Source organism: Paraburkholderia sp. GAS38 (assembly GCF_050434965.1).
Classification (GTDB): domain Bacteria; phylum Pseudomonadota; class Gammaproteobacteria; order Burkholderiales; family Burkholderiaceae; genus Paraburkholderia; species Paraburkholderia phenazinium_A.
In genome coordinates this window covers 368,920-389,197 of the sequence record NZ_JBNDJO010000003.1, presented here as the reverse complement: position 1 = coordinate 389,197, position 20,278 = coordinate 368,920, and the positions used below count along the sequence as shown (strand labels likewise).

17 protein-coding genes and 1 pseudogene are annotated in these 20,278 nt (G+C 62.5%); 2 read left to right on the top strand and 16 right to left on the bottom strand.

The annotated features are described in order from the left end of the window. The first annotated feature begins 9 nt into the window (after positions 1–9). A complete protein-coding gene (locus P3T42_RS09295) occupies positions 10–138 on the top strand; it encodes an MFS transporter small subunit (protein ID WP_074294565.1) in 129 nt (42 codons plus the stop codon). Between the two features lie 111 nt (positions 139–249). Here the strand turns inward: P3T42_RS09295 and P3T42_RS09290 are convergent, their stop codons facing one another. The 16 genes and pseudogenes from P3T42_RS09290 to P3T42_RS09215 form a co-directional block, all read right to left on the bottom strand. Continuing rightward, on the bottom strand, positions 250–3,960 hold the full coding sequence (locus P3T42_RS09290; protein WP_429305820.1) for a YadA family autotransporter adhesin: 3,711 nt from the start codon (positions 3,958–3,960) through the stop codon (positions 250–252). Between the two features lie 605 nt (positions 3,961–4,565). Then, entirely contained in the window at positions 4,566–5,804 is a 1,239-nt protein-coding gene (locus P3T42_RS09285; protein ID WP_074294563.1) for a sensor histidine kinase, read from the bottom strand. 144 nt (positions 5,805–5,948) lie between these two features. Then, positions 5,949–6,374 (bottom strand): DUF3830 family protein, encoded by a 426-nt coding sequence (locus P3T42_RS09280; protein ID WP_074294562.1) that lies wholly within the window; start codon positions 6,372–6,374, stop codon positions 5,949–5,951. Positions 6,375–6,518: 144 nt separating this feature from the next. Next, a complete protein-coding gene (locus P3T42_RS09275) occupies positions 6,519–8,111 on the bottom strand; it encodes an aspartate:alanine exchanger family transporter (protein ID WP_429305819.1) in 1,593 nt (530 codons plus the stop codon). A gap of 120 nt (positions 8,112–8,231) precedes the next feature. After that, positions 8,232–9,188 (bottom strand): phosphate acetyltransferase, encoded by a 957-nt coding sequence (locus tag P3T42_RS09270; RefSeq protein WP_429305969.1) that lies wholly within the window; start codon positions 9,186–9,188, stop codon positions 8,232–8,234. Between the two features lie 200 nt (positions 9,189–9,388). Then, complete coding sequence (locus P3T42_RS09265; protein ID WP_429305818.1) at positions 9,389–10,801, bottom strand: amidase; 1,413 nt, start codon at positions 10,799–10,801, stop codon at positions 9,389–9,391. Between the two features lie 86 nt (positions 10,802–10,887). Further along, positions 10,888–11,649, bottom strand: a complete 762-nt coding sequence (locus P3T42_RS09260; RefSeq protein WP_074294558.1) for an ABC transporter permease — start codon at positions 11,647–11,649, stop codon at positions 10,888–10,890. Beyond that, positions 11,646–12,572, bottom strand: coding sequence for an ABC transporter ATP-binding protein (locus P3T42_RS09255; protein WP_074294557.1), 927 nt, complete (start codon positions 12,570–12,572; stop codon positions 11,646–11,648). Before P3T42_RS09255 ends, P3T42_RS09260 begins: the two co-directional genes overlap by 4 nt. 182 nt (positions 12,573–12,754) lie before the next feature. After that, positions 12,755–13,282, bottom strand: a complete 528-nt coding sequence (locus P3T42_RS09250; RefSeq protein WP_083640252.1) for a PaaI family thioesterase — start codon at positions 13,280–13,282, stop codon at positions 12,755–12,757. Between the two features lie 89 nt (positions 13,283–13,371). Further along, a pseudogene (locus P3T42_RS09245) lies at positions 13,372–13,737 on the bottom strand (GNAT family N-acetyltransferase); the annotation flags it as partial. Between the two features lie 90 nt (positions 13,738–13,827). Beyond that, positions 13,828–14,193: a response regulator gene (locus tag P3T42_RS09240; protein WP_074294555.1), complete on the bottom strand. Its 366-nt coding sequence runs from the start codon at positions 14,191–14,193 to the stop codon at positions 13,828–13,830. Positions 14,194–14,214: 21 nt separating this feature from the next. Beyond that, a complete protein-coding gene (locus P3T42_RS09235; protein WP_429305817.1) occupies positions 14,215–15,174 on the bottom strand; it encodes a chemotaxis protein CheX in 960 nt (319 codons plus the stop codon). A gap of 25 nt (positions 15,175–15,199) precedes the next feature. Beyond that, entirely contained in the window at positions 15,200–15,739 is a 540-nt protein-coding gene (locus P3T42_RS09230; protein WP_429305816.1) for a hypothetical protein, read from the bottom strand. An 8-nt stretch (positions 15,740–15,747) separates the two neighbouring features. Beyond that, positions 15,748–16,470 carry a methyl-accepting chemotaxis protein gene (locus P3T42_RS09225; RefSeq protein WP_074294552.1) on the bottom strand — a complete coding sequence of 241 codons (723 nt, stop codon included), beginning with the start codon at positions 16,468–16,470 and terminating at the stop codon, positions 15,748–15,750. Positions 16,471–16,544: 74 nt separating this feature from the next. Further along, positions 16,545–18,926, bottom strand: a complete 2,382-nt coding sequence (locus P3T42_RS09220; RefSeq protein ID WP_074294551.1) for an ATP-binding protein — start codon at positions 18,924–18,926, stop codon at positions 16,545–16,547. A gap of 301 nt (positions 18,927–19,227) precedes the next feature. Further along, on the bottom strand, positions 19,228–19,542 hold the full coding sequence (locus tag P3T42_RS09215) for a hypothetical protein (RefSeq protein ID WP_429305815.1): 315 nt from the start codon (positions 19,540–19,542) through the stop codon (positions 19,228–19,230). 62 nt (positions 19,543–19,604) lie between these two features. On the opposite strand from P3T42_RS09215, the gene P3T42_RS09210 reads away from it, so the two are divergent. Continuing rightward, positions 19,605–20,120 (top strand): arsenate reductase ArsC, encoded by a 516-nt coding sequence (locus P3T42_RS09210; protein ID WP_074294550.1) that lies wholly within the window; start codon positions 19,605–19,607, stop codon positions 20,118–20,120. The last annotated feature ends 158 nt before the right edge of the window (positions 20,121–20,278 follow it).

Sequence of the window (20,278 nt, the reverse complement as noted above, 5' to 3'; positions counted from 1 at the left end):
GAGATCGATATGAGCACGATTCAAAATCACCAGCCTACCTCCACGGCCAAACTTGCCGTCTTCTGGTTGTATGTGCTGATCCCGCTTGCGTGGGGCGTGGTGAATACGCTGCTGCAAGCGGTGAAGCTGTTTGGTTGATCGCGGCGGCTAGAGCGCCACCCCACTGGAGAACGCGTGTGGGGTGGCGCTTAAGCCTTCGCCATTCGGCGTCGGGCGCGCAGACCGGCGCCTGACGTGTCGCTCAATGCGCTACCACTGGTACGCCGCACCGGCACCGACCGTCGTCGTGGCCGAACTGATACCGGCGCCGAGCTTGACCTTCAGGTTCTGCGTGACGCGCGCCGACAATCCCACCGCCATCGCCTGATAGCCCTTGTATCCCGACGTACCCACGCCGATGGCGAGATTCTTGTTCGCATCGACATCCGGGATCATGGTCAGCGCAATGGCCGATGCGGTCCCGCTGTAGGCGTTGCGCGCCAGATCGCTCATGCCCGACTGGAACTGCCCCATGTTGACGGCGTCAGTCGGCGCCACGCCGTTCGCGACGTTGGTGAGGCGCCGCTCGTTGCCGGGCGCCCCCACCGACACCGTGTTCGGCTGATCGGCCACCGAACCCTGGCCGATGGCAACCGAGTTCGCGCCGCTTGCCGTTGCACCGCCGCCAATCGCCATCGAATCCTTACCGGTTGCCGCCGCCGGGGTGCCGTCGGTATTGGTCGAGATACCGGTGTTGCCGGTCGTTTGCACGTTCTGCACCGCTTGCGTGAGATCGTTGACCTGCTGGTTCGTGGTCCAGAGTTGCGCGCCGGTGACAGCATCCGTGCTGGTCGCCGACAAGGTCCCGGCCTGCAGGTTGGTTAGCTTCACCGCCGGCGCGCTGGCCGAGCCGCCCAGCGTGACCGAGTTGTGGGCGGAACTGTCGTACTGCACCGCGTTCGCCACGGTTCCGCTGATGGAGCCGACTGTGGTTTGCAGGCTCGCGATGTCCGAAGTGTTCTGCGTGACGCGGCCATCCAGATTGCCAAGCGCACCGCCCACACTGTTCACGCTCGTTCCGCCGACGCTATAGCTCGGCGCCGTAATCGTGCCGTCGGCGTTCACGGTCGAGCCGCCACCAAGCGCCACCGCCGTGCTCGCGGCATGCGCATACAGTTGCGAGCCGTTAACGGCGTCCGTGCTGGCGGCATTGACCGCTCCGGGCGCTACGCCGGTCACGACGCGGTTACCCGCGGTGCCGGCCAGATTGACCAGCGTGCCGTCGGTCGCCCCACCTACATTGATGATTCGACTCGTCGCGTCTTGTGTGACGAGACCGATGTTGCCCGCGGCGATGTTCTGCTGCAGGGTCGTCAGACCGTTGTCGAGCGAGCCAAGGGCGTCGCCTACGGTGGTTTGTGTGCCGCCCTGCATGTGGTAAGTGGGCCCCGTCACGGAACCGTCCGCATTGATCTGCGCGCCGCCGCCCAACGCCGAGACGACCGGCTTGAGTTGGCCCATGTTGACCGCGGAACCCTCGGTCGTACCCGCGGCGACGCCTAGCAATTCACGCGCGCCGGCTGTCCCCGTGAAGTCGACCTGAGCGCCGTCCGTCTCCTTGCCCACGCTCAGATTGCGCGAGGTTGGATCCTGTTGCAGCAGACCCACTGTCCCCGTGTTGATCTGGCTGGTCAGGTTAGTGACCGAACCTTCGACCGTCGTGACACGCGTATCGAGTTGGGTGATATCGCCGGCGTTCTTTGCGATGTCGTTCGTGTTTTGGGTGATGTTGCTGGTGTTCTGGTCGACACTCTGGTTGGTGGCGTACAACTGGGTGCCATTGACCGCATCGGAACTGTCGGCCGCCAGCGTCCCTGCCGCGACGTTGGCGATCCGCACAGGCGTACCGGCATGGCCTAGCGTCACACTGCCGTGCTCGCTGGAGTCGTACATCACGGTAGCCGCGAGTGCTGCGCCCACGTCGCCATAAGTGTTGCCGCCAATGCTGTAGGCAGGCGCGCTCAACGTGCCGTCTGCGTTCACTTTCGAGCCGCCGCCCAAAGCCGCCGCCGTGCTGGCAGCATGCGCGTACAACTGCGAGCCGTTCACGGCGTCCGCGCTGCGCGCGTTCACCGCGCCGGAAGCCACGTTCGTGAGCGTGACCGGCACCGTTGCAGCAGTACCGCCCAATGTCACGGTGCTATTCGACAAGTCGTCGTACGTAACGAAACTGTTCACCAGATTGCCGCTGGAGTCCATCTGGGCTCCAAGGTTCTTCAACTGGCTGACGTTCACCACGTCGGTATCCTGCGTGCCGGCTGCCACGTTGATGATCTGACGCTGCTGTGAGCTGCTGCCAACAGAGATGGCATTGACCCGATCCGCCAGCGCACCGCTTCCGATGGCCACCGAGCTGGTTGCCGTTGCACTGGCGTTACCGCCGATGGCAACCGCGTTCAAGCCTGTCGCCAACGAATCGGCCAGCGTGGAATTCGCATGTAAATACTTGACCCCGCCACCGTTGACGATGCTATTCATCGCGTTGGTCACGTTCGCGACGTTACCCCGCGTAGTCGCCGCCACCCCTGCCAGATTCGCCACATCCTGGTTCGTCTGGTACAACTGCGAACCGTTGATAGCGTCCGTGCTCCCTGCTCCCAGGCTGCCCGCCGCGAGACCGGTTATCTTCGTGCCGGCGGCTCCCTTGAGCGTGATGGAATCTTGCACCACAGTGTCGTAAGCAGCAAAACTATTCAGGACATTGCCGCCGGTATCCAGGCTAGCCCCCAGACTCTTCAACTGACCGGCATTCACCGCATCCGTGTTCTTTGCACCCGCTGCCACGTTGGTCAGCAACACCGGTGTCTTGGCGCCGGCACCGCCTAGCGTCACGACTTTGTGCAGCGCCGAGTCGTACCGCACCGTGTCATCCGAAGCGCTACCGGCCGCCGCGAGCGCCGCGGAGATGTCCGCATAAGTGCGGCCGTTCACCGCGAACGCGGGTTGCTGAAGCGTACCGTCCGGGTTGACGGTCGCACCGCCTCCGATTGCCGTGGTGACACCCTTGAGCTGGCCGACGTTGACCGCGTCGGTATTCTGCGTACCCGCTGCCACGTTGACAATCTGACGCTGCTGCGAGCTCGTACCTATTGAGACGGCATTCACGCGATCGGCAAGCGAGCCGTTACCGAGTGCAACGGAACCCGCAGCGCTCGCCGACGTATTCGCACCAAGCGCAACGGACGCCGGCGCGCTGACCGATGCGTTCGCGCCGAGTGCAACCGCAGCTGGAGCGTTGACCCACGTATTCGCGCCCAGGGCAACGGCATCCGGGGCATTGACCACCGCGTTCGTGCCCAGCGCCATCGAACCGGACGCGCCCGACGACGTATAAGCGCCATACCCGAAAGCAACCGAGCTATCGCCGGCGGCCGTGCTGCTCGTACCGATAGCCAGCGTGTTTGGGGCGGCAGCGGCGGCGTTGTGCCCCATCGCCATGGCATTCGCCGAATTGTCGGCGGTCGATGCGCCGGAACCGAGTACGGTTGCGTTCGTCGACAGCGCCGCAGCGTCCGTTCCAACCGCCGTCGAGCCTGAACTGTCCGCGACGGCTCGGGTACCGGCGGCCAGCGCCGCAAAGTCCGTCGCCGACGCCATATAACCGACAGCGACTGCACCGGCGCCACTTGCCTGTGCGCCGTTGCCAAGCGCAAGTGAATCGTCGGGATTCGCCTGAGCCTCGTTCGCAAAAACCGCCGTACCCGCGAACAGCGCAGGAAGCACAGCGATCTGTAGCGACCAGCCTGACGCCACGGCAGCAGCGAGCCTGGCCACGCTGCGCACCTTGCGGCGTGACCTTTTGTCATGCCGACGGGTTTTCTCTGGGGCAACCACAGAGGTACCCGGCGAAGCGTTCCACACGGTCTTACGATATTTACTCAAGATTTCCTCCCTTCCTCTTATGAACAATGCAACTCGCATAGCAGTCGCATTTCTTATGGATTCCGAAATTATCTGCAGAAATTTTTAACCACTTAAGAATCGCCACGCACCGTTGGCGATGCCGATACCGTTTCTACGCCACGGACCGAATCAGCAGACACGATTGATCAAGACAAAATATCCTCACAAAGATAAATTTATCTCTTTTACGCTAAATTTCACAAATAGGACATACGAAAACTCCGAAATTCGATCGAAGTGCCACAAGGATCCAGGGAAACTACCGCGAGAATCCCGGCGCGATCGCCGTCCGTCCTGGCGCAAGAACCGGAACCCGAAAGTTGCAGCCCAATTCCAGTCTATCGGGCGCGGCCCAGGATTTCAGCCTGGCCAAACGGCCAACGCGTACGCGTGCTACACAGCAAACCCAGCACACACAGCACCCATCCCACAGCCAACATCATCGTCAGAAGGGAAGGTCATAAGGTGATACCCCGGTACTACCCGCCGGGCCGGGTCATATCAGGTCGGCCAAAGAAAAAACCCCACGTCGGCAAAGACGTAGGGCTCCATGACGCGCAACCGGCAGGCAATCAAAAACGGCAGATCAACAACACGAAAACTTATCAAGCATACCGAACCGCTCACGCAGGCCCCCCTTCCCCTCCCTCGCGCGCCTCGAGCCTCACCGGAAACGTAATTTCAAAACTCGTCCCCTCGCCCTCATTTGAGTCGAAGCGGATCTGTCCGCCCAGCACCCGCGTCAACTCGCGGACAATCGCGAGCCCCAGACCCGCGCCCGGAATATCGTCCCCGGTCGCCCGCTCGAATTCCTTGAACACCCGTTCGCGATCCGATGCGCCGATTCCCACGCCGGTATCCGACACCCGCAACCGCCATTGATCCTCGCCGGCCGCCGTCATCGCCAGTTCGACCTGGCCCACCTTGGTATATTTCGCGGCGTTGGTCAGCAGGTTGAGCGCCACCTGCTTCAGCTTGAGCCGGTTCGACACGATCGTGCTCAATGTATCGTCGAAGGCAGCCGTCAGGCGCAAACCCTTGGCTTCGACCGCGGGACTGCACGAAGCCACCAGTTCGTCGAACAGGCCGCGCAAGTCGAAACACTCCACAGCCGCTTGATGATTATCGCCAAGCACCACTGAATATTCGACCAGTTCGTCCACCAGCGCCTTCATGTCCGCTGCCTGACGGTTCGCCAGCGCGAGCGCCGCTTCGACCTTCGCCGGCGCGCGCGACATCAGTTGCAGCGCCATCGAAAAGACATTCAGGAAGTTGCGCAGATCGTGCACGACGCTGCGCGTGATCTGCATGCGCGACTCGTACAGATCGCCCACCAGCCTCTGCTTCAAGGTGAGTTCGTGATTGGCGCGTTCCAGCCGGCCGGTGTATTCGTCGATTTTCCGGTCGCGCTCGGTGAGCACTTCCCGAATCGAGGTAAGCGTGACGAAGCTGACTGCCTCGTCGATGAAGTGGCGGGCCCGTTCCTCGTGACGCCGGGTGAAAAACGGCCGCGATTCGCTGAACTGGACAATCTGGCCGGCCAGCATCTGGCGAAACAGATCGAGTTCGCGCACCAGTTCGTCGATCCGGTAGCCTTGCCGCCAGCGCAGCTTGCCGTGCTTGCGCGCGTTACGCTCGATGGCCGGCTCGACCTGATCGAGGTCCTGCTCCTCCAGCGCGCCGCAGATTTCCTCGAGGATGGCCGGAATATGGTCGGAGAGCTGCTCGTAGGTCAGCCGGTCGGCGTCGCTCAGTTCGGTGTCGTGGAACACCGCCCGCATCCATCGCTCGGTCAGATTGACCTGGTCCAGACGAAGGCTCTCGGCAAAGGCGCGCAGCGGACGGAGTTGGGTATCGGGCATGAATCGGGGCCTACCGCCATGAAGGAGGAGAAAAAATGACCCCGCCGACCCGGCCGGGGCTCGCTCGATCACCTGCTTCATCAGCGTATCACGCCCGGCTTGCGCCCCGCACCGGGAGGCTTACCTCAGACAAATGGGCCGTGATTAGACCCGTTCGAACAGCACGTCTTGCGCGCCTTCCCACAGCACCTTGGTACCGAGTTCGCGCAGGTGTTCCTTGCCTTCGACGACCGTCAGGAAGTGATTGCCGGCCAGTTGCCCCATCTTGCTGGCGAAGCAGCACGAGCCATAGGCGAGGATGATCTCCGTTTCGCTGTAGCCGCCGGGGTAAAACAGAATGTCGCCGACCGACGGGTGGCTCGTATGGTTCTCGAAACCCACGGCCTGGCCGTCGTTTTCCAGCTTGAAGTCGCCGAGCGGCACCCAGCAGCCTTCGCCGCTCCAGCGGACGTGGATCAGCTTCTGGCGATATGGCAGCAGTTTCAGGAAGGCGGCCACCGTCTGCGGTGCGTCCGGGTGGGTCTCGGCGATAAATTCGTGGCCGCAGGAGGTGATTCGAAGTCGTGTCATTGCAGTCTGTCCGCTTGATCAGGTTGAACGGGATGGTCGGCCAGCCGTCATTTTGTGGGCGCGGGGCGCTAGCCGACAGAGACAGTTTCGGCAGCGCCGGTCAGGCCAGTTGGTCAGCAGCGGCAGCAACAGCGACCGCCCCTCTCAATGCTGCAAGAAAACCGGCACGATGTCGACGAACAGGATCTTGACGATCGTCATCCCCGGAAAAATCATCGCGTAGCCGATATCGGGCTCGTCCGTCGGCGCCAGCTTGTTGGCGTACGCCAGAATGGCCGGATTGCCGCAGGCGCCGGCGACGATGCCCGCCACCTGATCGAACGACATGCGGCAGACGAACATCCCCAGCAGAATCACCGGGACGGCAAGCGCGAGCAGCACCACGGCGCCGAGCCCCAGCATCAGCAGCCCAGTCTCCGAGACGGTCGCGGCAAACCGCGGACCCGAGGTCATGCCGACCTGGGCCAGAAACACCGTCAGCCCCAGATTGCGCAGCACGAGATTGGCGGAGAGCGGAATGGTCCAGTTCAGGCCGGCGGTGCGGCGCAATTTGCCGAGAATCAACGCGACGATCAGCACTCCAGATAATCCTAGCCCGACCTTGCCGATTCCCGGTAGCGGAATGCTGAGCGCGCCGAGCAGGAAGCCGAGCGCCATGCCGATACCGATCGAGATATAGCTGAACTCCGCGGTCCCCTTGATCGAATTGCCGAAGAACTTGCGCAACGCCGCGAAATCCGCGGGGCTCGCGAGCAGTCCCACGCGGTCGCCAAACTCGAGCACGAGGTCCGAGTGTGCCAGCAGATCGGTGTCGCCACGGCGCACATGGGCGACGACCGCGGCGTTGTCGCCCGGCAGGCCGAGCTCGCCGAGCGTCCGGCCCACAATCGCCGGTCGCGACGCGAATACCCTCAGGTAGTCGAGATGCTTGCGGTCCTTGAGCATCCGGCCCGGCTCCGGCTCGCCGAGACGCTTGCCCGCAAGATCGAGCGTCGCGCGGTTCGGGCCGACCATCAGCAGGACGTCATGCTCGGCCAGCACCACATCGGGCGTGGCGGGTTCGTTGTGATGCGCGCGCCGCCGCGCCACGACCTGCACGTCGCCCGGCAGACCGCTCATCAGTTCGGCCACCGTTTTGCCCGCGAATTGCGGATTGCCCAGCGAGACCTCCAGTATCTCCATGCCGCCGCCCGAAGGCGCGACGATCTTCGGCTTGAAAATAGCAAACGCGATGTACAGCAACACGATCGGCCCGGCCACGCCGAACGGATAGGCGACCGAATAGCCCACCGCGGGATCGTCGTTGCCGAGCTCGGCAATGGCCGCCTGCAGCGTGGCGGTGCTCGTGCCCGAACCCGCGAACAACCCGAGCGCGTGGCCGGGATTGAGTTGATAGATATTCATGCAGACGAGGCTCGTCACGCCGGACAACAACACGCCGACCAGCGCGATCAGGTTCGCCCTTCGTCCATAGGCGCTGGTGAAGCCGAGAAAGAACTGCTTGCCGTACTGCGCCCCCACCGCATACAGGAAGAGCGCGAGGCCCAACGTGCCGATCATGGCCGCGGGTGCCGACCTGGGTGCAAACCAGCCAATCGCCAGCGCGACGAACAAAACCGCTCCCACGCCGAGAGAAAATCCCTTGATGTTGATTTCTCCCACGCCATAGCCGATCGCAATCGTGAGGAACAGGGCGAACATCGGCTGCTGCTCAAGCAATGTCTTGACGAACTCCATGATGGCCTCGGCCTCGGTTCAATACCTGGTTTGGCATCGGCTTCAGTACCCGGTTCAGTCGGGCATGCGCCGCTCGGCAACGCCTGGCAGCCCTGATTGAAGATAACGCAACCTTGCGCGTCAGACGAGCGCTTTGGCAGGCTGCTCCCGCTTCCACTGCGCGAACAACGCGGCGACCGCACAGGACGCGAGGCGTGCGGTCAAGGAGTCGGCGCGGCTGGTCAGGACGATCGGCAGACGCGCGCCCAGCACGATCCCCGCCGCGTCGGCGCCGGCCAGAAAGGTCAGGCTCTTGGCGAGCATGTTGCCCGCTTCGAGATCGGGCGCGATCAGAATGTCGGCCTGGCCCGCTACCGGCGAATCGATATGCTTGATCCTGGCAGCCGCCAGATCGATGGCATTGTCGAGCGCGAGCGGCCCGTCGAGCAGTCCACCGGTGATCTGTCCGCGATCGGCCATCTTGCACAGCGCGCCGGCTTCAACCGTTGTAGGCATACTGGGGTTGACTGTTTCGATTGCCGAAAGTATCGCCACCTTCGGCAACGCGCAGCCCAGCGCATGGGCCAGATCGATCGCGTTCTGGATGATGTGCATCTTGTCCAGCAAGGTCGGGACAATGTTGACAGCCGCATCGCTGATGATCAGCGGCTGCTTCAGCGCCGGCACGTCCATCACGAAGCAGTGGCTGATGCGCCGTTCCGTGCGCAGCCCACCGTCGCGATGGACCACAGCGCCCATCAATTCGTCGGTATGCAGGCTGCCCTTCATCAACACGCTGACCGCGCCCTCGCGCGCAAGCCGTACCGCGGCCTCGGCCGAGGCGTGGCTGTGCGCGGTGTCGACGATCGAGTAACCCGAGATGTCGAGCTCGCAATGCGCCGCAACGGCGCGGATTTTCTGCTCGGGGCCAACGAGAATGGGACGGAGCAGGCCCTGCTTTGCGGCATCCACCGCGCCGCGCAAGGCGCTCTCATCGCAAGGATGGACGACCGCGCATGGCATCGGTTCGAGCGCCTGACACGCCGCAATCAGGCGCTGGTACTTCTCGTGCTTCTGTTCCATCGTCTGTGACTCCAGGGGGCTTCGCGCATGGACGCGCCTTTGCTTCGCCCGCGCTCACCGGCCGGTTCGGGCGACCTCGCCAAAGACTGACCGAACAACTCTAGTCTGTCCGATTGATGTTTTCAATAACTGCCGCCGAAGCATGCAGCAAGCATGGTAGGCCGGCACGCGGCGATTCGCGCCGGGTGCCCCATCGGCCTTCGCACGCCAGGCGGTCAAAGCGCAGGCTGACCTGTCGTCCACGTGCCGATGATCTCTTCGATCGCCCGCGCGGCCGATATCAACGCAGCTTCGCCACGTGGCTTGCCGGCAATCTGGATGCCCACCGGCAAACCGCTCGCGGTCATCCCGCACGGAATCGCCATCACGGGTACACCGAGCATCGTCAGGCCGTAGGTAATGGCGAGCCAGTCGATATAGGTGTCGAACTGCCGCCCTGCCGCTTCCTTGACGTATTGCTCTTCGACGGGGAACGGCGGCACGATCGTCGCCGGACAGATCAGCACGTCATAGCGTTCCAGCAGCGCCGCGGTGCGGTTGAACAGCTCGCCGCGCGTCCGATAGGCCGCGGACACCGCGCGCCCTTCAAGCTGCAGACCGAACTCGATGTTCCAGATGACGTCCGGGTTCATCACATCGCGATGCTGCGCGAGGACCTCTTCGTAGTTCATCGCATACGAGACGCCGCGCAGCACGTGAAATGCCTTGTGCGCAGCGCTGAGATCGATGTCCGGCGTATCCACGCCGATACCCGCCGCGCTCAGGCGGTCCATGGTCTTGCGGCAGACCGCGAGAATCTCCGCCTCGGGCTTCGCAATGCCAAGCCCCTCGCTAAACGCGATGCGCACAGGACGCTGCGGTTGCAACGCGCAGTCGAGAAAGCGCCGCGTGGGCTCGGCGAGCGCCAGCGGCGCACCGGGAAGCTCGCCGCACATCGCGTCGAGCAGCAGTGCCGTGTCGGTCACGTTGCGCGCCATGGGTCCGTTGACCGCGAGCGTGTCGAACGGGTTGGCGGCCGGCCCGGTGGCCACCCGGCCCGGCGTGGGCCGCAAGCCGACCACACCGCAGAACGCCGAGGGCGTGCGCAGCGAGCCGGCCAGGTCCGAGCCGTGAGCCACCCACGCGGTCCGCGAGGCCAGCGCGGCCGCTGCCCCACCGGACGAGCCGCCTGCCGAGCGCGACAGGTCCCATGGATTGCGCGTGATGCCGAGCACGCTGTTGTAGGTATGACCGCCCGAGCCGAATTCGGGCGTATTGGATTTCGCGTAGACGACTCCGCCGCGTGCTTCGAGCAGGGTCACGGCGGCGTCGGAGCGTTCGGGTATCCGCTCGGCGTAAACCGTCGAGCCGCGGGTGGTGCGAACCCCGGCCACGTCGGTCAGGTCCTTGATCGGCACCGGCAGCCCGCACAGCACGCCGCGCTCGGCGACCGGGCGCTTGAGCAACGCGTCGGCATGAGCATGCGCCCGCTCCCAGCAGAGCGTGGGCAGCGCGTTGACGCGCGGCTCGACCTGCTCGACGCGCCACGCCAGCGTGTCGAGCAGATCGTGGGGCGTGACCTCTTCGCGTTGCAGCAGGCCGACGATTTCGTGAGCGGAGCGGTCGATCAGGGAGGCGTCAACGGACATGGGCGGGACCTCTTTCTATCGTGTTAAGAGTGCCCAAAGTGTCTCACGTTGCGCCGCATCCGGTCCGCCGGCCGGGCAAGGCAAGGCTACGTCTTCAACCGGTAACCCGTCTTGAAGATCCACGCCACGATTGCGAGGAAGATCGCCAGAAACAGCGCGGTCATGCCGAGGCTCACGGCGACGTCCACATCCGCCATGCCGTAAAAGCTCCAGCGAAAGCCGCTCACCAGATAGACGATCGGATTGAACAAGGTCACGATCTTCCAGAACGGCGGCAGCATATTGACGGCGTAAAAGCTCCCGCCGAGAAACGTCAGCGGCGTAATGATCAGCAGCGGCACGAGTTGCAGCTTCTCGAAACTGTCCGCCCAGATGCCGATGATGAAACCGAACAGGCTGAAGGTCACCGCCGTGAGCACCAGGAACAGCACCATCCAGAACGGATGCTGCACCTGCAGCGGCACGAACAGGCCCGCGGTGGCGAGAATGATCAGTCCGAGCAGGATCGATTTGGTTGCGGCCGCACCGACATAGCTCACCACGATCTCCAGGTAGGAGACCGGTGCCGACAACAACTCGTAGATCGTGCCGGTGAACCTTGGAAAGTAAATCCCGAACGACGCGTTCGAGATGCTCTGCGACAACAGCGACAGCATGATCAGACCCGGCACGATGAACGCGCCATAACTGATGCCATCCACTTCCTTGATGCGCGAGCCGATGGCCGCGCCGAACACCACGAAATACAGCGAGGTGGAGATCACCGGCGCGATGATGCTTTGCATCAGCGTGCGCCAGGTGCGCGCCATCTCGAACTTGTAGATGGCCTTGATAGCGTGAATGTTCATTGGTCACCTCTCAGCAGGCTGACAAAGATGTCTTCAAGCGAACTCTGCGTGGTCTGCAGATCCTTGAAGCGAATGCCTGCGTCTTCCAGCGCCTTCAGCAGCGCGATGATGCTGTTGCGCTCGCGTTCCGTGTCGTAGGTATAGATCAACTCGTTGCCGTCGCCCGAGAGCGCGAGACGATAGTCCGCGAGCGTCGCCGGTATCTCTTGCAGCGGGCTTTCGAGTTGCAGCGTCAGTTGCTTCTTGCCGAGCTTGCGCATCAACTCGGCCTTCTCTTCGACCAGCATGATCTCGCCGCCGTTGATCACGCCGATCCGGTCGGCCATCTCCTCGGCTTCGTCGATATAGTGCGTGGTGAGGATGATGGTCACGCCGCTTTCGCTCAGCGAGCGCACCAGTTGCCACATGTCGCGCCGCAGTTCGACGTCGACCCCGGCAGTAGGCTCGTCGAGAAACAGCACGCGGGGTTCGTGCGAGAGCGCCTTGGCGATCAGAACGCGCCGCTTCATGCCGCCCGAGAGCGTGATGATCTTGTTGTTGCGCTTGTCCCACAGTGAGAGATCCTTGAGGACCTTCTCGATGTAGGCGGGATTCGCCGGCTTGCCGAACAGTCCACGGCTGAACGACACCGTGGCCCAGACCGTTTCGAAGGAATCGGTGGTCAGTTCCTGCGGCACCAGTCCGATCAGCGAACGCGCGGCGCGGTATTCGGTGGCGATATCGCGGCCATCCACCAGCACCGCGCCTTCGGTCGCCTTCACGATCCCGCAGATGATGCTGATGAGCGTCGTCTTGCCGGCGCCGTTCGGTCCCAGCAGCGCGAAAATCTCACCGCGACGGATCGACAGATTGATGTTTTTCAGCGCATGAAAGCCGGAAGCGTAGGTTTTGGAGAGATTCGTGACGGAGACGATAGGCTGCATGGAGGACACGGGTGCAGAGGCGGACGCCGGTTGGGTATGCCGGGCCGCAGCCCGGAGGGGTGATCCAGAATCGATGATGACCCTCGCAAAGTAAATGGAATCCGCTGAACGTCCGGGCTGCGCCGCATAGGAACGCAGCGGCCCGGCCGACGGCAGGCAAACGCGCCTCGCAGCGCGCTGGATTATCGTTGGGGAATCTCGAACACGAGACAGGTGGTCGTGGCGTGGGCATACAAGGTGCCGTCGGGACCGACGAGACGCGCCTCGGCAGTCGCCAGCTGGCGGCCGCAATGAATCACCTTGCCCTGCGCGCGCACGCGCGCCACGCGGGGCGTGAGCGCCTTCACATAGTTCACGCTGAGTTCGGCCGTGGTGTAGCCGCGGCCCGGCGGCATCATGGTATGCACGGAACAGCCGAGCGCCGAATCGAGCAGCGTCGCGAACCAGCCGCCGTGAATCGTGCCGAGCGGGTTCAGGTGCTGCGCGAGCGGGGTGCCCTGAAACACGGCCACGCCTTCGCTGACCTCCATCAGCGTGAAGTCGAGCGTCTTCGCAATCGCGGCATACGGGATTTCGCCGCGCAGCATGGCCTGCAAGACTTCAAGCCCCGTCTTGCCGGCCAACTGGCCGGGGCTCGCCAGCCCGGGGCCAGGCCCCGCCTCCAGCCGGCTGCGCACTTCTGCCTCCTCGGCCAGCCATGTCTCGATCATTGGCTCGGATGTCAAATGGGTTCTCCGGTTTTTATCGCAGCCGCGTGCAGGTCATGCGGGGGTGGCGGATTGTCGCTCGCAGCGGCTTTTCAGCCCTCCGGGCGCGCCATCTTCTGCTCCAAGCCGGCGCGCACCTCGGGCCACTCGGCGTCAATGATACTGAAGCGCACGGAATTTCGCTTACGCCCGTCCGGCATGATGCGTTCGTGACGCACGATACCCTCCTGCTTTGCGCCAATCCTCAGGATGGCCGCACGGGACTTGTGGTTCAGTTCGTCGGTCGTGAATTGCACGCGCACGCAGTCCATGACCTCGAACGCGTGGCGCAGCAGCAGGAATTTGGCCTCGGTATTCACGCCTGAGCGCCGCACCGAGGCGGACAGCCACGTATGACCGATTTCGAGCTTGCGATTGCCGCGGTCGATTTTCCAGAAGCGCGTGCTGCCCACCACCCGGTTATCCGCGCCCGGCACCATGGAGTGGGTTCCTCGATTCAGAATGCACGGATTTTACGTGCATGCGCCGAATCACTCCAACCGCCGCAATCAGCCCGCCAGCTTGCGGAACGTCTCCAGCACCGCCTCGCCCTTGAACGGCTTGACGATCCAGCCCTTGACGCCGGCGGCCTTGCCGCGTTCCTTCATGGCCGGGCTGCTCTCGGTGGTCAGCATGATCACATTGACCGTGCTGTTGCCGAGTTCGCCGCGGATCTTCTCGACCATCGTCAGGCCGTCCATATTCGGCATGTTGACGTCGCTGATCACGAGCTTGATGCCCGGGCTGCCCTTGAGCTTGGTGAGGCCGTCCTTGCCGTCCACGGCCGTATCGACGTCCAGCCCGTTCTTTCTCAGGAAGCCGGCCACTTCGTCGCGCACCGTGCTCGAGTCATCCACAACCAGAATTTTCGACATGTCTGTTTCCTATGGCATCAGTCAAAATAAATCGAGCTCGCCCGCGCCTATCGTCGCGCCGGCAGCTTGTTCGAATTCCTGAAAGTCTTCCGGCGACCAGCTCAGGCTGAAGGCAAAACGCTGATGCAGCTTCACCGTGCGCCCCGACTGCTCATCCTTCAACCGGTACGTAAAGCACAAATGCGGGCTCTCCGAACCGAATGAGATGTACTTCTGCTTATGGTTGATCAGGAGCGGCACCTGCACCTGACTATGCGACAGGCCGTCCGCGTCGCCCACGTAGCGATTCTTGAAGGCGCCCCAGATCAGATTGGTCAACTCGCCGAGCAGACTGTTCAGATCGCGGAAATCGGCCGCGCCCTGGGACGTCTCACGCCGGTTGAGCAGATCGAGAATCGGCTCCTCTTCCGCCTGGATCATCATGTAGCCGCGGCACCAGGTGCTCTCCAGCGGAATCAGGCTGAACACTTCGCCGAAGATAATGCGATCGCGCACGATACAGGGCGCATCCACCGCGACGTCCATGTCGCTGAAGAGATTCGCCAGCACCGCACTCGTCAGCTCCGCAATGCCGCGCACCAGCGCATTCGGATACTCGCGGTTGAAAATATATTCGTCGATCAGCTTGCGCAGCGACGCCATATCGCTCGCCACGTAGCTGCCGCACACCACCGCATCCAGCGCCGCCGGCACGTCGCCGGGCCCGGCGTCCGTGCCGCGTCGCATGATGATCGGCAACTCAGGCCGCGCCGCGTGAATCTTGCGCGCAATCGCGGCGCTCTCTTCGCTCGATCCGCCGTAGCTCCCGGAAACGAAGATCGCCCCCAGATCGAAGTTCGAGCGCAATGCCGACGCGAGCCGGCTTTTGGCCACCTTCACGCCAATCAGGTTGTTCTCGTCGCAGAACTGCCTTATCGCTTCGACGTGCGCCGGACAATCCTCAAGGACCAACACCTTGCTGACTGGCTTGTTCTCGTTCATCTCGCTTCCCTGCTTCCTGCACCATTCAAAACAGCTCGAGTTCACCACTGGTATCTTCGACTGCGCTTACGTCGGCAACAAAGTCGATCGGGGCATGCGCGCACACGCAGACCGTTGCCCCTAAACCGATAGCATCGTTGATCGTGACCGCATACGAGGCCAGAAACTCCGGCTTGAGCGCCTCCAGGTAGGGCATGCAACGCGCGCTCAGCACATAGGGCGTCGACATGCCCAGATCCGGAAAATAATTCAGTAGTTCCTGGTTCACCGCGCCACAGCACAGGTTGCAGATCTCCAGAAAGACTTCGAGAAACGCGCGTTCGGACTCTTCCTTGACGAAGTACTGATGCGTACGCTCGTCCTCGTCGAAATGAACGATCAGGAGCAGCCGGAATGCAATGCCCGAGATCGTCAGCACCACCAGGTTCGCATCGGGCAGACTGTGCGCGCCATGCGCGCCGGCCGGCACGATCTCGCAGACGTCGCCCGCATCCATCGTCAGACGCGATTTCGCCGCCTTGAAAACGATGCGTTCGATGCTGTCCTTCGCATGCGCACTGATCACGTCGATGCCTAATGAAGCGTGGATTGAAACTGGTTAGCCAACGACTCGACGCTGGAGAGCGAAGCGGTAATCATCTTGCCGCCCGCCTGGATGTCCTGGAAGGTCGCCGTGGTCGTCAGGTCGTTGCGATGCAGACTATCGCGGTAGCTTTTCGACAGTTCTTCGGAGCGCGCCGCCAGCGCCCGCACCTCGCTCGCCACCACCGCAAAGCCACGCCCTGCCGTGCCGGCGCGCGCCGCTTCGATCGAGGCATTCAGCGAAACGATGACCACATGGCGGACAATCGACGACAGCTCGCGATTCTTCGCGTGCATGTCCTGGTTTTGCGTCATCAACGAAATCATCTGCTCGTGCCAGCGCTCGAACGTACCAGCGAGACCTTTCAGACGTGCGGCTTCGGCGGCTAGTTGAGTGGCCTTGTGAGCAAGCTGGTCCTTACCCTCCAGGGCCGCCTTCAGTTCTGCGCGCACTTCGTCGGCGCTCGCCGACTGCTGCGTCAGTTCCGTACGCAACTGCGCGATCGAGGCTTCCAGCGCCTGTGTCTGCTGCTCGTGCAAACCGATCAGCTCGCTTTGCGCGTCGCCTGCCTGCGTCAGCGTGTGCACCTGCCGCTCCGCTTCGGAACGCAGCCGGCGCATTGCCCGTGCGCTAGCCAGCCGGTGCGCCGCCAGCGCCACAAGGGCGGTGACGACGCCGCCTGCCAATGCGCCTAAAAGATACTGTTGAATCACAACCCATCCTTCCGAGAGCCCATCGCAGCGATGAGCGCGTAGTTGGTCGCTCAGTTAGCAGACCATTGAGCGGCTTAATCAGCCAGCGTATCGAGCGGCAGCTCGTCCGCCTCGCCGCGCGCCGGCGTGCCGAGCGTGTCCACCGCGAGTTTTTCCGGCAGATTCACGATGGTCTGGAACTGACGAAAATCCGCGCCCTCGTGATGGTCGGTAAAGCGCAGCGCGATGCTGCCATGCTCACGCCGGAGGAAATCGCGCACCGCGTCCATGCCCACACCGCGCCCCGATACTTCGGTAACCTGATCGGCCGTGGAGAAACCCGGACGGAAAATCAGCTCGGCGATATCCTCGTCGCTCAGATGCTGGTCCGCTTCAATCCAGCCCTTCTCGATCGCCATGCCGCGGATCCGCTTCAGCGCGAGACCCCGGCCATCGTCGCTGAGCGTGATCTGCAGCGCGCCTTCGTCGACGCCCACTTCGATATCGATCGCACCCGCGGCAGGCTTGCCTTGCGCGCTACGCACGTCGGCGGCTTCGAGACCGTGGTCGACGGAGTTGCGCAGCAGATGCATGAACACGTTCTTCAACGCGCTGCCGGCCTCGCGGCGCAGGCGGTAACCGTTGTCGTCGATACGGACGCGCGGAGCTTCCTTACCCAGCTCCTGAGCCAGCGACGGCAGCGATTCGAGTACACCGGACAGCGCTTCGCCCACCGTTTCCGTCCCCAGCACGCGCAAGGTTTGCCGCACGTTCTCGCGCATCGACTGCAGCGCGTGCAGATCGTCGGACCTGGCCGTTTCAATCAGACGCAAGCTCTCCTGGATATGCGCGATGTCGACCATCAGGTAGCGCTCCGCGCTTTCGCGGCGGCTCGCGCCCTTGCGTCCGAGGCTGACTTCGTTGATCGTCGCGTAGCTCTCCACCGCGGCACGCACGCGCGCCAGTTCCTGCATCAGGCTGTCCTGGTCCCATACCTCGTCGGCTTCCGCGTGACGCAGTTCGTGGTAACGCTGCTCCGTCTCGTGCACGATGTTGGTCAGGTGCTGCAGGTTATAGGTCCGCGCATTGCCCTTGATGGTGTGCATGTTGCGGAACAATTCGGAGATCGCTTCGCGGTCGGCCTGCGAATGCTGGCGGATGATGCGCTCGTTCTCGTTGATAAAACCAGCCGAGCTCTCGATGAAGTGGTGGAACTTCTCTTCGCTCACCGCGAGAATCTCGCCGATCATTTCCAGCCTGCGCTTCTGCTCGCCCGCTTCGGCGGCCAGCTTGCGCAGTTCGGTCACGTCGCGCACGCACAGCATCAGGCGCACGATCGTATCGCTATCGTCGGTAATCGCCGACCAGTTCAGGTCGAGAATCTTCACGCGGCCGTCCGGCATGCGTTTGGAGATTTCCGTAACCAGCAGATGCTCGTTGAACGCGAAGTTGATGGCGTCTTCGCCGAGGCAGGCGTAACTCGCCGCGTCGACTTGCGACAACACGTCCGCGCCGAGGTCCGTATCCGCGAATACCAGATCCATCAGGCTGCGCCCGGCAATGTCACGGGTTTCGAAGATGGCTTCCAGATACGCCGAGTACTCCGAATGAATCACCGCGCCTTCGATCACCGTCAGGATACCCTGCTGCATGTTCTGCAACATCGCCTGAATATCGGCGGTCTTCTGCTTGAGCTGGAGCGAGCTTTCCTGAATTTTTTCGATCATGCCGTTGAACGCCACGATCGAATGGCCGATTTCGTCCATCCGGCCCACCGGCACCCGGCGCGTAAAGTCCTGGCTCGAAGCGATCTCGCTCATCATGGCCTGCATGCGGGTCAGCGGACGCGTGATCTGGCGGTACAGCAGCGAGCCGATCGAGGTCAACAGGATGATCGCAATACCGGTGACGATGGCAATCGCGGTGGTGGTGGTCGAAAGCGTGCCGTTCAGCGTGGTGATCGCCTCATCCTTCTCGCGATTCTTTTCGATACGCAGCGTCTCGACGATGCCTTCGAGCTCGTCGCGATACTGCGCCACGTTCGCGAACAGATACGCTTGCGCCAGTTCGTTCTTGCCGGCGGCCTTCATCTTGGCCGTATCGTCGATGGCCGAGAAGTAGTTTTCGATGCTGTCGGCGGCCTGGGAGACGAGACCCTTCTGGGCCTGGCTCGCCGCGTCACGTGCCTGCAGCGCGAGAGCCTGCTGCAGCGCCGCTTTCTTGGCCTTGAGTTCGTCCTGTGCCTGCGCGACCACATTGCCGTCCGGCGCGTAGACCAGCGTCATGATGGCCAGTTGCACGTCCTTGACCTGCGAAACCAGATCGGCCGAAGCGAGCGCGCTAGGCACCACCCCTTCCGTCACCTGCTTGACCTCGGCGGCGCTGTGCCGGGTCTGGTAGACCGCATAGCCGCCAATCGCGGACAGTGCGACGAACATCAGGATGACCAATAGCGTGATGCGATGACGGATAGTCATGTATGCAATTCCCCGGGTGTAACGTGCGTGGCCTGCTCTTCATGAGAGCGGCTCGACCTTGTGATGTTGGTCGGTTTCGTCGAGCGCCACGATTATCCGGGATGGTATGTGACCGATCGATGACCAACGATCGGTCCCCGATCAAATCAACTGAGGAATCCGCAATAAATAGAAAGTAATTGTTGCGCATTCCGAATGCACGATATTTCTCTAAAGTTTCTCCTAAAGTTTTATTCAATCGTGCCGTTAACCTCCTCCCTCATTCCGGCTCGGACGGGTCTCTCATCGTGTTCGTCGTACGCTAGTTCAACACCCTGAGACAGCGCCATCGCGCATCCATATCTTTGAGCAACGCAATGTAGCTGACGGCATGCTCGGTGCCGAGGCTCGCACTTGCGGCTTCGTTCGTTTCGTTCCACAAGCGCTCGAAACGATTTGCCGCCTCCGTTCTGGCAAGCGGCTGGTTCAACAGGACAACAAACGCAAACGACAGCTCTTCTACGGTTCGATGCATCGGCAAATGCACGGAGATCGATTTGGCAGAGTGATTCAAACGGCCCTCAGACGATAGTTTTGTTCTAAACGTGTCGCGCGGCGCGATGTCTGTCATCGGCACGCAAAACTCTTCTCGGAGAATTCTCAACAAAGTTTGTCACCAGAATATTACGGGGTGGTTCAATGAGCCGGAAGTGCAATGTGCTGTTCCTGTGTCGCGCCAATTCGGCGCGCAGCGTCATGGCCGAAGCGTTGCTTCGCGAACTGGGCGCCGAGCGCTTCGAAGCATTCAGCGCCGGCATTGAACCCGCGGCAGACGTGCACCCGCTCACGCTCGCGCAACTGCGCCCCACCATGGGCGACCTCGGCAAAGTCAGGCCCAAAAGCTGGAACGTCTATACGACGGCGGACGCCCCGGTGATGAATGTGGTGATCGCCATGTGCGAAGAAGCCGGCGAGGCGCACGCGCCGGCTTTCCCGGGCAAGCCGGTTTTTTGCCAGTGGAATTTCGCGGATCCCCTGGAAGCAGCGGGCGACGAGGCTGAACAGAAGCGCGTATTCGAGCAGGTGTTCCGGCAGATCCTGCGCCGCATCAGCGTGTTCGTTGCGCTTCCGCTGCAGTCCATGCAGGCAGGCGAGCAACGTGTCGCGGTCAATTCGATGGACGAACACGCGCCGCCTTCGATCGCAAGCGAGTGAGCAAGCAAGCGAGTGCGTCGCAGCAGCCCTACGCAATGCGGAAAACGGGCGCAGGCGGCGCGCACTTGCGCCTGTGCGGTCGTTGACTTAAAAGATTCATCCAGGCAATCTAGCATTCACTGTTCGCATTCGCGGAGCAGCCGGCCGATAACCGCGAT

Excerpts from the sequence above, each read along its gene's own strand:
- P3T42_RS09290 (WP_429305820.1), bottom strand. The coding sequence starts at position 3,960 with ATGCGAGTTGCATTGTTCATAAGAGGAAGGGAGGAAATCTTGAGTAAA.
- P3T42_RS09235 (WP_429305817.1), bottom strand. The coding sequence starts at position 15,174 with ATGAACGAGAACAAGCCAGTCAGCAAGGTGTTGGTCCTTGAGGATTGT.
- P3T42_RS09240 (WP_074294555.1), bottom strand. The coding sequence starts at position 14,193 with ATGTCGAAAATTCTGGTTGTGGATGACTCGAGCACGGTGCGCGACGAA.
- P3T42_RS09295 (WP_074294565.1), top strand. The coding sequence starts at position 10 with ATGAGCACGATTCAAAATCACCAGCCTACCTCCACGGCCAAACTTGCC.
- P3T42_RS09275 (WP_429305819.1), bottom strand. The coding sequence starts at position 8,111 with ATGGAGTTCGTCAAGACATTGCTTGAGCAGCAGCCGATGTTCGCCCTG.
- P3T42_RS09285 (WP_074294563.1), bottom strand. The coding sequence starts at position 5,804 with ATGCCCGATACCCAACTCCGTCCGCTGCGCGCCTTTGCCGAGAGCCTT.
- P3T42_RS09280 (WP_074294562.1), bottom strand. The coding sequence starts at position 6,374 with ATGACACGACTTCGAATCACCTCCTGCGGCCACGAATTTATCGCCGAG.
- P3T42_RS09260 (WP_074294558.1), bottom strand. The coding sequence starts at position 11,649 with ATGAACATTCACGCTATCAAGGCCATCTACAAGTTCGAGATGGCGCGC.
- P3T42_RS09250 (WP_083640252.1), bottom strand. The coding sequence starts at position 13,282 with ATGATCGAGACATGGCTGGCCGAGGAGGCAGAAGTGCGCAGCCGGCTG.
- P3T42_RS09220 (WP_074294551.1), bottom strand. The coding sequence starts at position 18,926 with ATGACTATCCGTCATCGCATCACGCTATTGGTCATCCTGATGTTCGTC.
- P3T42_RS09255 (WP_074294557.1), bottom strand. The coding sequence starts at position 12,572 with ATGCAGCCTATCGTCTCCGTCACGAATCTCTCCAAAACCTACGCTTCC.
- P3T42_RS09265 (WP_429305818.1), bottom strand. The coding sequence starts at position 10,801 with ATGTCCGTTGACGCCTCCCTGATCGACCGCTCCGCTCACGAAATCGTC.
- P3T42_RS09210 (WP_074294550.1), top strand. The coding sequence starts at position 19,605 with ATGAGCCGGAAGTGCAATGTGCTGTTCCTGTGTCGCGCCAATTCGGCG.